The sequence below is a fragment of the Actinacidiphila yeochonensis CN732 genome, from assembly GCF_000745345.1.
Taxonomy (GTDB): Bacteria; Actinomycetota; Actinomycetes; order Streptomycetales; family Streptomycetaceae; genus Actinacidiphila; species Actinacidiphila yeochonensis.
The window spans coordinates 170,652-185,996 of sequence record NZ_JQNR01000002.1 but is presented as its reverse complement, the minus strand read 5'-3'; the positions used below and the strand labels follow the sequence as shown (position 1 = coordinate 185,996).

Genomic DNA, 15,345 nt, shown 5'->3' with positions numbered 1-15,345 from the left:
CCTCTCAGTTGGTTCCGTGCAGGAGGAGTGCGATGGCGGCGGTGGCAAGGGGGATGCGGAGCACCCAGGCGACGGCCTTCCACGCCTTCGAGGTCGGATCGGCCCGCTGAAGCCAGATCCGCAAGCGCGCGTCGATCGGCCACAGGACCAGCGGGATTCCCGCGCCGACGACCCATCCGGGTGTGACCATCTGGAAGAGCGTGGTCAGGCCGAGCGCGCCGATAAGGATGAAGCCGCTCCCCTTGATGCGCAGGGCGATCGAGGTGACGCCGGCCGCGAGCGCCACCGCGGTGACCGGGACGGCGTAGGCGGTGGAACTGTCGACGACGTACTCGAAGAGGGAGACCAGTCCGAGCCCCCAACCGGCGCCCGCGGCAGTGCCGTTGTAGGCGAGCTTCCGCAGCCGGTGGTTGGGGCCCTTCGGCCCGCCGGACTCCGTGCCGGTCGTCTGGATGAAGAGCAGTTCGGTGATCCGGGCCCAGTTACTCGCCGTGCTCTCCTCGGCGTCGTCCGGCGGGATCGCGGGTTCCTGCTCGGTGGAGGGCACCGGCTCCTGGTGCTTGTCCAGATCGGCGACGGTTGCCGGCGCCCCGCTGACAACGCCCGGCGCCTGCGCGGCGGCGGGCGCCTTACCCGCGGGTGGACGGCGGCTCGGCAGGTTGCCGGTGTTGGTGTCGAGGTCGGCGTTCTGGTCCTTGTAGACGTGGTCCCACCAGTCGTCCTGGCGGGGGCGGTCGGGGGCCGTGCGGGGCTCGGGGGCGCCGGGCCGCGGAACGCCGGACCAGCCGGTGACGGGCTCAGCGGCCTTCACCGGCGGCGTGGACGGCTCGGCGCGGGGCTGGTCGGGAGTCGGGTCCTGGGTCGGGGTGGGGGCAGCGGCCGCCGGTGCCGGATCTGCGGCCGGCGGGGCGCTCCCTGCGTCGGCCAGGACCTCGTCGATCGACGCCAGGAGGACGTCGACCGCGCCGGTCTGGCCCTGATCGGTGCTCATGCGGTCCCCCATCCGAAGCGGTTGATGGCCGTGGTCATGTGTTCGCGGGCGGCGAGCTCGTCGGCGGCGGGGAGCGCCGGATCGGGAGAGCGGTCCGCGGTCCGGCCCGGCTCGCGGGTCTCCGGCCGGTCCGGACCGGTCGGATGGTCGGCGGACCGTTCGGTGTCGGCCGGGTGGAATCCGCGCGGAAGCGAGTCGGCCTGCGGTCCGGACGCGCACGTACGGGCGTCGCCGCTGGAGCGGGGGGACGCTGCGCTGGGCGGGTAGATCGTGACCGTGTCGATCTCCGGGAACTGCTCACGGCGCCCGAAGAAGGCGGCGAGACGGTGCCAGAACATGGATGGCTCCAGGGGGACTTCGATGGCGGTCGGCACATGCCGACGGCGGGGAGAAGGCCCGGGGGCGCGATGCGCGCTTCTCCCCCGGCGAGGGTGGCGGCCGTGATGCGGCCGGCCGGGTGGCGTGACCTACCGCCTACCAACCCTCTGACCAGGCATTTCTACCGTAGGTAGGAAGGTCGGTAGGGCTCGGGTAGGAGGTCCGATTCGCCAGTTGCTGGTAGGGCCCGGACCTCCGCAGGGCGGCACGGTGCGGTCCGCTGCCGGCGTTACCCGCCACTGAGGGCGGCTACTCGAGGACGCGAGCAAGCAATAGTGCGCGGTCGGTGGAGAGGGCGCCGCCGGCCTTACGGACCTCGTCGTCGAGGTTGTTCTTACTCAGGCTCCAACTTCTTGGCCCTCAACCTCTCGACCTCTCCTCCTCCCTTTCCTCCGTCTCGACCGGCTGCGTAGCCGCGTCCTTGAAGACGTCGGCCTTGGCCTGGGCGGGCAGGGGCTGCGCAGCCGCATCCGCCTCGTCCTGGGGGAGGTTGGTGGACCGGCCGGACCACCACGGATGGATGCGCTGGTGGCGCGAAGACTGCGCAGCCGCATCCAACTGCGCATCTGCATCCGCGGTCGGCTGCGGCTACGGCTGCACCACGGCGGCTGCGGCTGCGGTGCATCCGACTGCGCACTCGCATCCAGCTGCGCATCTGCATCCGCGGTCGGCTGCGGCTGCGGTGCATCCGACTGCGCACTCGCATCCAGCTGCGCATCTGCATCCGCGGTCGGCTGCGGCTACGGCTGCACCACGGCGGCTGCGGCTGCGAGTGCATCCAACTGCGCACTCGGCTGCGGCTGCGCATCCGCCGTGGTGCCGTCGATGAGGGCGATGAGCCGGCCTGGACGGCCCATTCGTCGATGTCCGGTTCGGCCGGCATGTCACGCCTCCTTCATGTTCTGGTCGGCCGCGAGCGCGGCGGCGAGAGTCTTGGGGAGCTGAGCTTGGATGGTCTGGGCGGTGCGCTGGCCGATGCCGAGTTCGCTCTGGAGCGTCCGGAGCGACGCCTGCTTGTTGTTGGCGCGCAGGCACTTCTCGTTGATCGGGAGGGCGTCAAGGAGGAGCTGTGCCATCTCCTCCGGGGTGCGCGGCGGCGTCGGCTTGGCCTTCGGCTGCGCACTCGCCTTCGGCTTGGCCCTGGAGCGCGCAGGCGGCTGCGGCTGCGGGGACGGCTGCGGCTGCGGGGACGGCTGCGGCTGCGGGGTCGGGGACGGCTGCGGCTGCGGCTGCGGGGACGGCTGCGGCTGCGGCTGCGGCTGCGGCTGCGGGGACGGCTGCGGCTGCGGCTGCGGCTTGGGAGCGGGCGGCAGAGCTGCACTCGGCTGCGCCTCGACGACGGCAATGGCTTCCTTCGCCACGGCGTCGAACGTGCTCGCCGTAATCGCCACGCGCGGCGTCGCCAGAGCGAGCTGCGATGCGTCGGTCGGGGCGTGCTCGATGTCGAGCACCCCCTCAATCGGGGCGCCCATCTCGCGGCCGTACCGGGTAAGGCGCAGCGCGAGCACGGCTTCGACCGGCGCCTTGTCGCGCCACCTCCGGCCGTACCTGGAGCGCATGCGTGCCCGCTCGATCTTCCGCTGCTGCTCCAGGGCAATGACCTGGTCGTAGGAGCGCAGCTCCCACAGCTTCATGCGGCGCCACAGGAAGAACGTGGAGACTGGATCGAGCAGCCAGCGCGAGACGCGGACGGAGTCCATGTGGCGGCCGGCCGTGAGGTCCGCCGCCCGGCCGATGGCGTGCCGTGCCGCCTCCACCATGACGACGAACAGGACTGGGATCACGGCGTGCATGCCGGTGCCTACGGGGTCGGGCCAGGCCGCGGCGGCGTTGAACACAATGGTGGCCCCGGTGAGGAACCACGCGGTGTGGCGGAGCATGCCGAGCGGCATCCGCAGCCACGTCAGGAGCAGGTCCAGGGCGAGGAGGACGAGGATGCCGGCGTCGACACCGATGGGGAACGCGAGGGCGAAGCGGCCGAACCCTTTGGCCTCGGCCAGGGTGCGGACGGCAGCGTAAGAGCCGACGAAGCCGATGGCCGCGATCACTGCCGCTCCGATGGCGACGGCGACGATGAGCCTGCGCTGCAGAGGGGTCAGCTGGATGCGGGCGCCGGTGGGCATGGGAATCCTTCACGAGGGGTGGCCGCCCCCGAGGGGAGAATTTCTCCGGGGCGGCCGGTCTGGGTGGTCACCAGGTGGTGCGGCGGGAGCCGCCTCGGCGATCGCGCGAGCGGTCTTTGGCCTCCGACGCGTCACCGTCGAGGCCCGCCTCGTTCGCCGTTCTGGGTCAGGTCAGCCGCCCGGCGCGGCCTCGGCGTCGTGTCCGAGGAGCAGGGCGAGTTCGGTGGGACGAGGGGGTGGATCGGTGAACAGCCGCCGACGTAGCCGACGGGCGTCCTCGACCGCGCTGGCGATCTCGCCTTCGGTCATCGGGACCCGCTGGCCGTTCTCGTCGATGCGGAACAGGTGCAGGCGGCGGGCCGTGATCGTGCCGCAGGCCAGCTGCAGGCGCTGGTCGCTCACGAGCGCCTCCCCCACCGGCGGCCGCCCGCGCTCTTGCCAGGCCGGAATCCGTCGGTTTCGTCGTAGGTCTTCCAGCCGGCGCGGTCCGCGGCCTTCGCGGTCTTGGAGGGCTTGCCCATGGTGTTGCCGCTACCGCTGCTGCCGTGGCGGCGGGCGTCGCCGAAGCTGAAGTTGAGGGGCATCAGGCGCCTCCCCCTGCGGTGGCGGCCGCCGGACGCGACGGGGCGGCCTGGTCGTCCTTGTGCCGCAGGCGCTGCGCGAGGGCCCGGGCGTTGTCGGCGGCCGAGCCGGCGTCGTGGGCCTGGGCGGCGTGGTGCTTCCACGCGCGGCGGTCCATCAGGCCACCGCCGTACGGACGGCCCGCAGCCGGGGCGTGGCGGCGGGGGCGTTGTCGGGCTCGGCCTCGAAGCCGGCCTGGTCGTCCTCGCGCTCGATCGCGCTGAGCGTGGAGAGCTGGGCGGTGCGGGCGAAGGCGGGGCTGACGGGGCGGAGGAGGGCCGGCGAGGCGGGATCGGGTACCGCGGTGAGTGCGGCATCGGGCATGGTGGTGTCCACGCGATCAACTCCGTTGTGAGATCTGGCGAGATCCGAGTTGGTTGCTCCGCGGCCCCGACTGCGCCTGGTCCGCGCGTCGGGGCCGCTCCCGTTGGGGCGGGGTAGTGCTCGACTGCTCCGGGGGCTGGTCAGGCCGCCGAAGCGGGATGGGGTCGCCTGGTCAGGCGCTCTGGCTCGCCCGGCGGCGGGCGGCGCGGCGCTTCATGGCGCGGCGCTCGTCCTCGCTCAGGCCGCCCCAGACGCCGGCCTCCTGGCCGGACTCCAGCGCCCACTGCAGGCAGGTCTCCATCACCGGGCAGCGGCGGCAGACTGCCTTCGCTTCCTCGATCTGGATCAGGGCGGGGCCGGTGTTGCCGATCGGGAAGAACAGCTCCGGGTCCTCGTAGCGGCAGGTGGCGCGGTGACGCCAGTCCATCGGGTTCTCCTTGTCGTCGTGGTCGGTGTAGCGGCGGAAGCTGGCCACAAGCGGCCGCGGACGTCGACGCCCGGGATTGCAGGCGTCGGCGACCGCGATAGCTCGTGCGGTGCGCGTTTCCAGCGCGCGTTGACCTCATCTCGACGCGGACTGCTCCTACGGGGAGGCCATTCCCGCAGGTCATCGCAGTACAAAAGGTGTGCCGCGTCGTTCTTAGAGCCGGTTGCGCGATACGTCGTGGGCAGTTCGCCCTTTCTCGGCCGGCTGATCTCCACGCGCCTCGGCCGGTGTCCTCACGGCCGTCGTGCTGCGGTGGATCGCGCTGTGGAGTTCTCAAGGAACGGCCGCTTCCTTCGGTGCTCGCGCCGAGGCGGAGACGTCCGGGCGGGGGCGTGCGCCCAGAGCCCGCCGCACACGAAAGCGAACTGGTGCTCGAATGTGAGATCAGTCCTGTGTGCGGCATTTGCGGAGCTACTGGGATGTACCGATCAAGTAACTGCAACCTGACATGTCAGGTTGCCGACGATCAAGACGGTAGGGGATCAACGCGGAGGCGTCAAGACCTGACATGTCAGGTTGAGTTGATTGAGCGTCAGCCGCAGACTCGCACGCCAAAAAGCCTGGAACGAATGGCAAAAGGCACTGGAGACTGATTCAGAAAGCTGCTGTGTCAGGTTGTAAAGTGCGCGCATGAAGCGCACCAGCCCTCGCGACGCAGGACAGTGGACGGTCGAATCCGCCACCGATGACCTGCAGAGCCGGATCCTCAGCGGCGAGTTCCGGCAGCCCGATGGAAACGCCGGCCAACTGCCCACCGCCGGCGACCTGGGCACGGCCTACGGCCTCAGCCGGCAGGCGATGAACCGGGTGATCGAACGGCTGAAAGCGGAAGGGCTGGTCCACACACGCCCAGGAGCCCGCGGCGCAATGGTCCGGGACTGGCAGCCGCTGATCTTCCTGCCCCAGCAGGAATTCGACCGCGGACGCGGCTCCGGCGCGGACACCGACATCTACACGCGCCTGGTCAACGCCGCGGCCCGCGAGGGCACCTCCCGGATGGACGACGTCACCGTGGTGCAGGCCGACGAGGAGATCAGGACCAAGCTCGGCCTGCGCCCGGGAGAGCACGTCGGCGTACGGCTGCGCACGAACATCGTCGACGGCGTCCCCGCACACACCGACGACTCCTACGTTGCGATGCGCATCGTCGACGGCACCGACTGGCTCCTGCCCGGCAACGTCGCCCGCGGGACCAACACCGTCCTCGCCGAGCTCGGACACGAACTCGTCAGAAGCATCGACGAGTTGGAGCCCCGCATGACGACCGACGAGGAGAACGAGCGGCTCGGCCTCGGGGAAGGCAACTCCCTGCCGGCCATCCAGCTCACCTCAACCGGATTCGACCGTGACGACAACCCCGTCCAGGTCACCCGCTTCACCCTCCCCCGCCGGCGCAACACGGTCGTGTACGAGCGCAAGAAGCCCGAGCACCCCGAGGCCGGCGACACCGAGTGATCATCCGCAGAGCCAGCACCGCCGACGTACCCCGCCTTCAGCGGTTCCGCACCGACGCCGCCGCCTGGCTATCCGCCCGCGGCAGCGACCAATGGTCCACCGCCTACCCGGACGAACTCCTCCTCGCCAGCATCCGGGCCGGCGACGTCTACCTCGTCCAACCGGCCCCGGCTGAGGACCCCATAGCCACCGTGACCCTCGACAGGCTGGCCGATCCCGTGCTCTGGACGGACGCCGAAGCGAAGGAGCCGGCCTTCTACGTCCACAAACTCACCCTCGCTACACCAGGCCACGGCGCCGGACTCGGTGCCCAACTCCTCGACTGGTGCGGTGACCACGCCGCGCGTGCCGGCGCCAGATGGCTACGCCTCGACGCCTGGACCACCAACACCCGCCTCCACAGCTACTACAAGCACCTCGGCTTCCGACACGTCCGAACCGTCGACGCGCCGGAGGCCTACGGGTCAGGTTGGGTGGGCCAGCGTCCGGCTCGCTCAGTCGGGACGGCTCTCTCGCGACTGGGGAATCCGGCGGAGTAACTTCCGGGAGCCTCGAATCGGCCTCAGTTCAGCTCGCATATTGACCGACACCAGGTTTATCCAGCCGCGCCGACGGGCGGCCCCATGGGCACCCGCCTCAACCCTGGTGACGCCGCTGAAGTTCCCTCGGAGAGACTTCTTTTGCCAGTTACCCTCACACCGGAGGAGTGGTTGCGAATTAGACTCCGAGGGTGGAAAGTAGTACAGCGTCCCTCCCCACTACGCTTGGGGAGGGACGCTGTCACATGTAGCTGCCGGGCGCCGCTGCGCCGAGGGCGTCAGGGTGCCGACGGTTTGGTCATCCGAAGCGACCGTGCTTCACATCGTCGACGAACGCCGCCCATTGAGCGGCGTCGAACACGAAGGCGCCCAGGTGAGGCGCCTTGCTGTCGCGAGCAGCTATGAGGCCATCGTCTGTCGTCTGTACCTCCAAGCAGTCCCCTTGTTGCGCCCCGCTATAGGACGACTTTTTCCACTTGTGTTCCGGCAGGTCGTGCCGCATTTTTTCACTTTCTTCGTTTGTCACAGCTCTCGGCAGATTTCCGAGATCAGGTCGTTCGACTCCGATGTCGACAGCATCGACGATCGCAGCAGATCAAGCGATTCTCTGTATTTTCGAATAGTTTTCTCCTCTTCCAGGTACAGGGCTCCGTCCAGGTATTCCACCTGCACGACGTCGAGATCGAGTTGATCGGGATAACTGTAGAGCGTGAACGCCCCGCTGCTACTCCCGATATAGCCCGGCTCACTGAATGGCACGACACGGATCTCGACGTTGGGCTTTGCCCCGATCTCCAGAAGGTGACGCAGTTGACCTCTCATCACCTCTGGGCCGCCGACCCGTTGACGCAAGACGCCCTCCGTCACGATGCAGAGGTAGTCAACGAGCGTGGCCCTCCCGAACACCTCCTGGCGGCGGAGCCGGAAGTCCGCGAAGAACTCCACCTGTTCAGCAGCCAGGGCCGGGTCATTGGAGCTGATGACCGAAGCGGCGTACTCCTTCGTCTGGACGAGGCCGGGAAGAACTTGCGGCTGGAACGCAACGATTCGCTCAGCATCCTCTTCGAGGGTGAGCAACTCTTTGAAGTCCTGCTCAAGCCTGTCGCCATGGGTGCGCCACCAGCTTCGGCGCTGCCCCTCGGCCGAGAGCGCCACGAGCCAAGCACGCGTTTTCGAGTCGGTCACGGTGAAGAGGTCCATCAGCGTTTCCAGCTCGAGACGGCTGACGCGGTGACGCCCCGTCTCAATGCGACTGATCTTCGACTTGTCACCGTGAATGGCCCTGGCGGCCTGCTCCGGACTGACTCCGGCCTTCTCGCGCGACTCGCGCAGAGCGGTGCCCAACCGGCGCCGGCGAGCCGTACGTCGCGCTGGCTGTCCCACCTTCGTCCTCCTCTGCCGATGTCTACCGCCAGTGTGACGGACATCGACGCTGCAACGCCATGAGGGGGGCGCTTGTCCTTCATCAGATGCCAGTCCTGCATTTTGTAGCTCGGAGGGTTGCGGACGGCACTAAGTTAGGTCCATCGTAAGTGGGCGACCACGATGTGCAACCAATTCGTGGTGGTGAACTGCCGTGCCGTGCTGGATGTTGGCGGTCCCCGAGGCAAGGCCACGGGTCTGCCGGCGGTGTTGCCGAGGCTTCGAGAGGCAAGTCCATGAGGTCAGAAGGAGCGGACGACGGGGAGGTCCCCACCGTCGCTCGGCGGGAGGACATCCCGTTGGACGCCGCGGACCGCCGGCCTGAGTTGGCTGATCAGTTAGCCCGCGACGAGACGCAGGGACGTGACGTTCGAGTTGCGGCCGGCCCCGGTGTCTACGCAGCGGACAGCGCGTGGGTGGTTCCCCTGGACGGGGTGGGAGCAGGGTGGTTGGCGCCCGCATCGAAGCTGTCTCCGATTGGCAGTCCAATCACCAGGCAGCATCCTGTCGAGCTCGCCGTACCCACAGCGCGCCAGATGGCCCGGGTCAAGGGGCGCGTCGGTCTCACGATGTTGAACTGGCGTGGAAGCGTTCCGGCCGCGTTGCAAGTGCTGTCCGCGCTGGTGGACAACGCTCTCCAGCACGGCAGCACCTCACAACACGTCGACACCTCCCTGCAGGTGTGCCTGAGCATCACCGAATCGCAGCAGTTGCTGGTCGACGTGAGGGACTTCAATCCCGTGTTCGCCGACTTCCGAGATGTTCGAGCCGGCGTTGGCGATGGCCTCCTGGCCGAACTCGTCAGGAGGGGAGCGATCACGGACTTGACCTGGTTCGTCAGCCCCGAAGCTCAGAGCAAGACCGTACGGGCTGTCCTGATCGCCGGGGTGGTGGAGCCGTGATGGTGCTTCCACTCTGTCGCGACGGGGTCAAGCCATACCTTCATGTGGCATGCCCATGCCACGGCCTACCGCTTCTCGTGCGGGGTGTCCCAGTAGCGTTCGAGCATCTCCTCGACCCATTTCGGCACGTGGATCTCGCCTCGAGGGCCCATGACCGGGAAGTACGGCGATACGTCAAAAACGGGCGTGCCGATGACCGCGTCGAAGTCCGTGACGTGAAGGTCCCGTCCGTCGACTCGTACGAGCCTGGGATGGGACACGGCGAGCTGGTTCGGGCGTCGATGGTTGCGGTGGACGAAGGTACCCGTAGCCGGCCAGTTCGGATTATTGCGCGGGCTTCGGGCGTGCAGTGCCACATCCGTCGGACTGGCTCGATGGAAGCGCCAGAGGATCTCCAGGTGCGAGAAGTCCTGAAGACCCGCGAGGGTCTCCAGCGGGAAGTCCTCGTTCATGCGGATGATCGACTCCACACCGCCCTGGAAGTCGTCGACCGGGTCCGTGTGGCCCGCTACGACCTCCGCGACGGCCGTGATCTCGATCCGCATAGGGTCGGGCATTCGTCTCCCCCTCATCACCTGCACGGTCGGCCATTCCGGCCCCGGCAGAAGGACATTGGCGATTCAACGCGGTCAGCCTACGTTGCGGGACCCGTGCCCCCTTCGCCCGGCCAGATCAACGCCGGCATCCGCGATGAGCGCAGCTTCGGAGGATGCGAGTTCTCACGCTCGTGGGCCCGCGGTCTACGCCTGGCTCAGCATGGAGCGAGCGCGCGCGTCCAGCTCCGCGGCGTGGCTTCCGGCCCGGTTCCGGAAGGGCGACAAGGATCGGCGCATCTGCACGACGGTCTCCCTCGCCCGCCCCGACTGGACTCCGGTCATGGCGTCGAGAGCCTGGCTCCAGGTGTCGCAGGCCATGTCGAGATGTCCTTGCTGGGCTTGGACGGCGCCGAGGTATCCCAGGGTGACGGAGTGCGTCCTGGCGAACTGGGCGCGCCGTGTCCTGACGCTGCGAGTGAACTGGGCTTCGGCGCCGGGGAGGTCGCCCAGATCGCGCAGAGTGGCGGCGGTCTCGTGGGCGAGGCTGGCCTCGGTGTAGAAGAACACCCGGTTCGGCTCGTCGTCTCCGTCGCTGACCCGTCCGAGGTCCTGTTCCGCGCGCAGGAGTGCGGCGACGGCGGCCTTCTTTTCGCCGGCGGCGGCCAGGCCGCGAGCATGTACAACACCGAGGAGCGATCGCTCACGCCAGCAGGCGTGTGTGTAGCGGCGGCTGGACAAGGATGCTTCGGCGAGGCGGACAGCCTGCTGGGGATGTCCGAGATCGACGGCCTGGTGGGCCATCGCCCGCAGTGCGTGACCGGCCAGCGGAGCGTCTCCGGCCTCCTCGGCGAGCTTCGTGGCGATGGTCAACCAGTATTGGGCGAGCGCGTGTTCACCGCCGTCGAATCCTGTCCAGCCAGCGAGGTAGGCGAGTTCGGCTGCTGCGGAGGTCATCTCTCGTCGGGTGCTCTCGGAAAGGAACCGGCCGCTCAGCAGTTCGGCAACGTCAGTGCGGAGGTACGCGACGAGAGCGGTCCGGCCGGCGCGGCCGCCGCGTTTCTGGTCGCGTCGGGAGAAGATGGCGGCCATCTCGCGGACGTCTTCGACATCCTGTGCCGTGACGACGTAGCTCGACAGGGGCTTGCGTACCCGGGCCCGATCCATGGCCCGCTCGAACCATCCGTCCTCGGGAAGGGCCAGGGCGGCTACCGAGTAGACCGAGTTTGCCAGCAGTCGTCGGCGGTCGATGTCCACCATGTCCGTGCTCCCGAGCGTCACCAGCGCCGTCAGTGTGTCATCGCTCCACGTCGGCGGCTCGATCTCGTTGTCCGTCGTCAGCCCGATGTCGGCGGGGGTGACGAGGCGACCGAGGCTTCGGGAGAGCGTCTCGGCCAAGATACGTGGGCCCGGAGGTTCAGGGACGACTCCGCTGACCCACTTCGCAATGTGGGACTGGCCAACGCCGGCCAGCTCGTCGGCCCCATGTTCCGCCGCGACCGGTCCGACGCGAGCGGCCAGGCGGGCCTGAGACAGGCCTGTCTGGGCAATCACAGCGGCCAGTTTGACGTTGCGCGTGCGCCCCATGGTGCGCCCCTGTCCCCGAAACGATCTTTCATGACGTTCATTGGTCCCGCGGCCTTGCCGGGATACCCAGCGCTTCGCGGACGCGGTTGTCTCGTGAAGACGATATTCCTCAACCGCCTCCGGGGGGCGGGGGATTCGAGGAGCTCATCCACATGGACTCGCTGGGCGAGTAGCTGGGGACGTCCGATGGCAGGCGAGGAGAAGCGGCCGATGAACCACCTGACGCGCAGGCCTGGTTGCCGGACCACTGCGTCCGCCGTCGTGTCCCGCGGGGGCACGGGCCTGCCGACTCAAGGAGTGTGTGCGGTGCCGAATCTCCCTGCAGCCGGTGATGTCGCGCTCGCTGCGCACGAGCCGCGGTTCGAAGCGTCGTTTCCCGCAGAGCGGGAGGCCGTCTCGCGCGTACGGCGCGAGCTGCGTGAACGGCTGGAAGGGGACGGTCTTGGCGGCATTGCCGACGATGTCGTCCTGATCTGCACGGAGCTCATGGCCAACGCGATTTTGCACGGGTGCATCGGCTTCCCGTCCGGGATCACGATCACGGTCACCGTGGTGTGGTCCGATGTCCAGCTGCGTCTGGGCGTGCGTGATCCGTCCGTCGTGCGGCCGCGGGAGCAGGAGTTCTCCGCGAGCCGGACGAGCGGGCGCGGCCTGCGGCTCGTTGATGAGCTCTCTGACCGATGGGGCGTGGAGGCCGATCCCTCCGGCAGCGGCAAGACCGTCTGGACGGAGCTGGACTGCCCCCGGAGGCGGGCTTCGTGAGCGTCCACTCGATGAATCCCCTGATCGGAGACAACGTGTTATCCCCATTGCGGTCGGCCCTTGGTGGGCGCAGGCGCCTCACATCGCGCGCTGTTCCGGTGTGGGGGCGCCCGCGGCGGCACCTGGATGTCGTGCACGCCGTGGAGGACCTGGTGGAGCGGGTGTTGGGAACGTCGGCGCTGCCCCGCACCGACAACGAAGTCACGCTCCTGCTCGTGGGTCTGCGCCGTCAGCTCCCCGGCCTGGAACGGATCCTCAAGGACACGAACGCGGCCCCGGAGCTGGTGAGCCAGGCACGCCGCATCCGCGCGGAGCCGTTGCCGGAGGGCCGGATGCCGCTGGTGATCCTCACCATCAGGCTCGCAGAGATCGCGCAGGCCCTGATCGACGCCGCACCGGCGAGCGTCGTGCCGCATCGCACGGGCGCCCAACGTGTCCTCTCCCGCGAACGCCGGGCAGCGGACAGTCCCCACAGCGCCTTCTATGCCGGACACGAGGAGACCGAGCGGTCTCCCATCGCGGTGCTCGCCGGAATGCCGGCGCTGGACGCCGTCCCCGCCGGCCAATCGCGCCCCGGATCGGGTCCGGCGGCCGAGTTGATCAGTGCTGGGGCGGGTCCGCCGGGGGACTGTGGGCCGCCCCCGTAGACGCGAGCCCGGCGGCACACGATGTCCCGCCGCATGGGCTTGCCCGTGGGCTTCGGCTTCCGATCCCCCGAGGACCGGCTGGCACTGTGCCACCCGATCCCGGAGGCCGACAGCGACGACAGCACCGTCCTGACACGGTGCCCCGTCCCGGCTGCCGCGCCGCACAGGCGCGGCAGCCGGTCCACCCCTCTCGTGCCCGACGCTTCGACCATCTTCGTCCGAGGACTCATGACCCCCATAGACCGCACAGCCCACCGAGCACCACGGCGCACCATGACGGTGCGGACCCGCCTGTTCGTGCTGGCGTTCGTCGCCATCGCCGCGCTGCTCGGCCTGGTGATCACCAACGCCGTGCCGGCGTGGGATCAGCAGCGCAGCCTGCGAAACGACTCCACGACCGGTCGGCTGGGCGGCGAGGCGTCGCTGCCGCTCTTCGTCGGGGCACAGTTCGAGCGGAAGTTGACGGCCGCCTACCTGGCCGACCCGACCAGCGCGGCGAAGAAGGCGCTGCAGGAACAGCGGGCGAAGACCGACGCCGGGCTCGCCAGCTTCCGCAAGCTGTCGGGAACCGAGCTCCAGACCGACCAGAGGCACCGCTGGGAGTACGTGGAGGCCGTCTACACCCAGCTCAAGAGCCTTCCGAAGGTCCGCGAGCAGGTCGATGCGCGCACCGGCGATCCGGACAAGGCCACCGGCTACTACACCACTCTCGTCAACAAGATGATCGCCTTCTACCAGGCGCTCAGCGCGATGGACGACGGCCCGCTCACCCTGGAGACCAGGCCCCTGGTCGGCCTGTTCTACGCCTCGGACGCGCTGGCGCAGCAGGACATGCTCATCACGCAGGCCCGCGACGCCAGCACGATGACGGCCGCGCACCGGGTTGCCTTCGCGGAGGCGTACGGCACTCAGCAGGTCATGTACGAGCGGTGGATCGCCCCCTACCTCCCGGCGTCGGAGAAGACGCTCTACGACAAGATCACGTCCAGCAAGGCCTGGGGCCAGCTCCAGGCGGCTCAGCGGTCGGTGATCACTCCGCCGACCGACGACATCGGCAAGGAGAAGATCGGCGATCCGGCCGCGCTCGCGCGCTGGGATGCCGCCTACGGGCAGGTCAGCGGCCAGATCGCGGCCCTGAACCTGAAGCGTACCCAGGGCCTGCTGGCGCACGGCTTCCAACGGGCGGACGAGATCCGGACCCAGGTCTTCATCCAGGGCGCCGTTCTCCTGGCCGCCATCCTCGCGATCGCCGGACTGATCGTGTGGCTGATCCGGTCCATCTCCGCCCGGCTGCGGCAGCTGCGCGCCCAGACAGAGGACGGCGCTCGCCGTCTCCCGGACGTCGTGAACCGGCTGCGGCGCGGCGAACCGGTCGATGCTGAGGTCGAGTTCCCCGAACCGACCCGTGAGGACGAGTTCGGGCACGTCGCCGCCGCGCTCGTCGGCGCGCAGCGCACCGCCGTGCTCCAGGCGGCGAACCAGGCCGCCGACCGCCGAGGGATCGGCGCGTTCATGTCGGCCGCGACCGAGAGGACCCTCGGCCACATCGGCCAGGGCCTCGGTCACCTGGAACAGGTGATGAACCGGCAGGACGTCCACCCCTCCCTGTTGGAAGAACTCGTCCGGATCGACGGCTCCGTCACCGCCGCCCGGCGCCATCAGGAGCACGTCGGCGTGCTGGCCGGCACCATCGACCACGGCGCCTTCTACACCGAGCCGAAGTCGCTGCTCGACATCGTCAACGACGCGGCTGTGGAGACCGGTTCGGCCGAGCGCGTGGACAACCAGGTCACCGACACCCTCTATGTGTCTCCCGAGCACGTCGCCGGAGTGGTGAAGGTGGTGGCCGCTCTCCTCGACAACGGACTGGGCAAGTCGAATGCCCAGGTCGTCGTCCGCAGCCGCATGGCGGTGCACGGCGCCGCACTGGAGGTCGAGGACGCGGGATTCGGCATGGTCCCGGGCGCGATCGAGGCGGCGAACAAGTCGCTGACCCACCACGACCCTGCGACGTTCGAGGCGATGGCCAGCCGCAAGGGCCGGCTCGGACTGTTCGTGGTGGCGCGACTCGCCGGCCGCCACCACCTGCACGTCTCGCTGCGCCCCTCGCCCTACCGCGGCATCACCGCGATCGTGCTGATCGGGGCCGCGGCGCTCATAAGGGACAACCACGGAGGTGCGGCGCCACAGCAACACCCGGCGACGACGCCCGGCTCCCTCACGCACCCGCCGGCGCAGGCCCCGACCGCAGACCCTCAAGGCCAACTGCCCCGTCGACGCCCAACAGCCCCGGCTCCGGTTCCGGCCGCGGATCCGGCCGACGCGCACGCAGAACGGCAGCGGCTCCATCACGGCGAGCAGCCGTTTCCCGCAGCCACCGACCCCCACGCCGCCGGCTTGCCGCAGCGCAGAAGGGGAGAGCACATCCCTGCCGTTCTTCGTGACGGCGGCCAGCTCCCGCAGCCGCAGGCCCCAGCCACGTCCGACCCCCAGCAGGTAGCCAGCCAGTGGGGCGCCTTCCAGGACAGCGCACAGCAGCCCCAATACCAGCACCCGAATCAGTGAGGACCGATT

18 protein-coding genes are annotated in these 15,345 nt (G+C 69.1%); 6 read left to right on the top strand and 12 right to left on the bottom strand.

The window, feature by feature from the left end; translation table 11 throughout:
* Positions 1 to 4: 4 nt before the first annotated feature.
* From BS72_RS01275 to BS72_RS01240, 8 genes are all read right to left on the bottom strand, one after another.
* Positions 5 to 991, bottom strand: a complete 987-nt coding sequence (locus BS72_RS01275; protein WP_157856117.1) for a hypothetical protein — start codon at positions 989 to 991, stop codon at positions 5 to 7.
* The gene (locus tag BS72_RS01270; RefSeq protein ID WP_037905483.1) at positions 988 to 1,329 is read right to left on the bottom strand and encodes a hypothetical protein; all 342 of its coding nucleotides are present in this window, start codon (positions 1,327 to 1,329) and stop codon (positions 988 to 990) included. Before BS72_RS01270 ends, BS72_RS01275 begins: the two co-directional genes overlap by 4 nt.
* 924 nt (positions 1,330 to 2,253) lie before the next feature.
* A complete protein-coding gene (locus tag BS72_RS33445) occupies positions 2,254 to 3,492 on the bottom strand; it encodes a DUF2637 domain-containing protein (protein ID WP_078900922.1) in 1,239 nt (412 codons plus the stop codon).
* A gap of 171 nt (positions 3,493 to 3,663) precedes the next feature.
* Complete coding sequence (locus tag BS72_RS01255; protein WP_157856116.1) at positions 3,664 to 3,894, bottom strand: hypothetical protein; 231 nt, start codon at positions 3,892 to 3,894, stop codon at positions 3,664 to 3,666.
* A complete protein-coding gene (locus BS72_RS01250; protein ID WP_037905461.1) occupies positions 3,891 to 4,076 on the bottom strand; it encodes a hypothetical protein in 186 nt (61 codons plus the stop codon). The genes BS72_RS01255 and BS72_RS01250 overlap by 4 nt, the downstream gene beginning before the upstream one ends.
* On the bottom strand, positions 4,076 to 4,231 hold the full coding sequence (locus BS72_RS36210; protein WP_157856115.1) for a hypothetical protein: 156 nt from the start codon (positions 4,229 to 4,231) through the stop codon (positions 4,076 to 4,078). The genes BS72_RS01250 and BS72_RS36210 overlap by 1 nt, the downstream gene beginning before the upstream one ends.
* Positions 4,231 to 4,449, bottom strand: coding sequence for a hypothetical protein (locus BS72_RS01245; protein ID WP_037905459.1), 219 nt, complete (start codon positions 4,447 to 4,449; stop codon positions 4,231 to 4,233). Before BS72_RS01245 ends, BS72_RS36210 begins: the two co-directional genes overlap by 1 nt.
* A 160-nt stretch (positions 4,450 to 4,609) precedes the next feature.
* Positions 4,610 to 4,864, bottom strand: coding sequence for a WhiB family transcriptional regulator (locus tag BS72_RS01240; protein ID WP_037905762.1), 255 nt, complete (start codon positions 4,862 to 4,864; stop codon positions 4,610 to 4,612).
* Positions 4,865 to 5,554: 690 nt separating this feature from the next.
* On the opposite strand from BS72_RS01240, the gene BS72_RS01235 reads away from it, so the two are divergent.
* Both BS72_RS01235 and BS72_RS01230 read left to right on the top strand, forming a co-directional pair.
* The gene (locus tag BS72_RS01235; protein WP_051950439.1) at positions 5,555 to 6,379 is read left to right on the top strand and encodes a GntR family transcriptional regulator; all 825 of its coding nucleotides are present in this window, start codon (positions 5,555 to 5,557) and stop codon (positions 6,377 to 6,379) included.
* Positions 6,376 to 6,918, top strand: a complete 543-nt coding sequence (locus BS72_RS01230; protein ID WP_037905456.1) for a GNAT family N-acetyltransferase — start codon at positions 6,376 to 6,378, stop codon at positions 6,916 to 6,918. The genes BS72_RS01235 and BS72_RS01230 overlap by 4 nt, the downstream gene beginning before the upstream one ends.
* A 298-nt stretch (positions 6,919 to 7,216) precedes the next feature.
* Here the strand turns inward: BS72_RS01230 and BS72_RS01225 are convergent, their stop codons facing one another.
* Together BS72_RS01225 and BS72_RS01220 are read right to left on the bottom strand one after the other, a co-directional pair.
* Positions 7,217 to 7,420, bottom strand: coding sequence for a DUF397 domain-containing protein (locus BS72_RS01225; RefSeq protein ID WP_037905453.1), 204 nt, complete (start codon positions 7,418 to 7,420; stop codon positions 7,217 to 7,219).
* 20 nt (positions 7,421 to 7,440) lie between these two features.
* Positions 7,441 to 8,262, bottom strand: a complete 822-nt coding sequence (locus BS72_RS01220) for a helix-turn-helix domain-containing protein (RefSeq protein ID WP_063835936.1) — start codon at positions 8,260 to 8,262, stop codon at positions 7,441 to 7,443.
* A gap of 614 nt (positions 8,263 to 8,876) precedes the next feature.
* Between BS72_RS01220 and BS72_RS36205 the strand changes: the two genes are divergently transcribed.
* Positions 8,877 to 9,242 (top strand): ATP-binding protein, encoded by a 366-nt coding sequence (locus BS72_RS36205; protein ID WP_157856114.1) that lies wholly within the window; start codon positions 8,877 to 8,879, stop codon positions 9,240 to 9,242.
* 65 nt (positions 9,243 to 9,307) lie between these two features.
* Here BS72_RS36205 and BS72_RS01210 read toward each other — a convergent pair whose 3' ends face one another.
* A complete protein-coding gene (locus BS72_RS01210) occupies positions 9,308 to 9,799 on the bottom strand; it encodes a TrmO family methyltransferase domain-containing protein (RefSeq protein WP_037905448.1) in 492 nt (163 codons plus the stop codon).
* Between the two features lie 183 nt (positions 9,800 to 9,982).
* The gene (locus BS72_RS01205; protein WP_037905445.1) at positions 9,983 to 11,362 is read right to left on the bottom strand and encodes a hypothetical protein; all 1,380 of its coding nucleotides are present in this window, start codon (positions 11,360 to 11,362) and stop codon (positions 9,983 to 9,985) included.
* A gap of 306 nt (positions 11,363 to 11,668) precedes the next feature.
* Here BS72_RS01205 and BS72_RS01200 point away from each other — a divergent pair, with 306 nt between their 5' ends.
* The 3 genes from BS72_RS01200 to BS72_RS01190 all read left to right on the top strand — a co-directional run bounded on the left by BS72_RS01200 (position 11,669) and on the right by BS72_RS01190 (position 15,336).
* Positions 11,669 to 12,124: an ATP-binding protein gene (locus BS72_RS01200; RefSeq protein WP_051950434.1), complete on the top strand. Its 456-nt coding sequence runs from the start codon at positions 11,669 to 11,671 to the stop codon at positions 12,122 to 12,124.
* A 140-nt stretch (positions 12,125 to 12,264) separates the two neighbouring features.
* The gene (locus BS72_RS01195; protein ID WP_157856113.1) at positions 12,265 to 12,771 is read left to right on the top strand and encodes a hypothetical protein; all 507 of its coding nucleotides are present in this window, start codon (positions 12,265 to 12,267) and stop codon (positions 12,769 to 12,771) included.
* A gap of 33 nt (positions 12,772 to 12,804) precedes the next feature.
* Positions 12,805 to 15,336, top strand: a complete 2,532-nt coding sequence (locus BS72_RS01190) for a nitrate- and nitrite sensing domain-containing protein (protein ID WP_037905439.1) — start codon at positions 12,805 to 12,807, stop codon at positions 15,334 to 15,336.
* Positions 15,337 to 15,345: the final 9 nt, after the last annotated feature.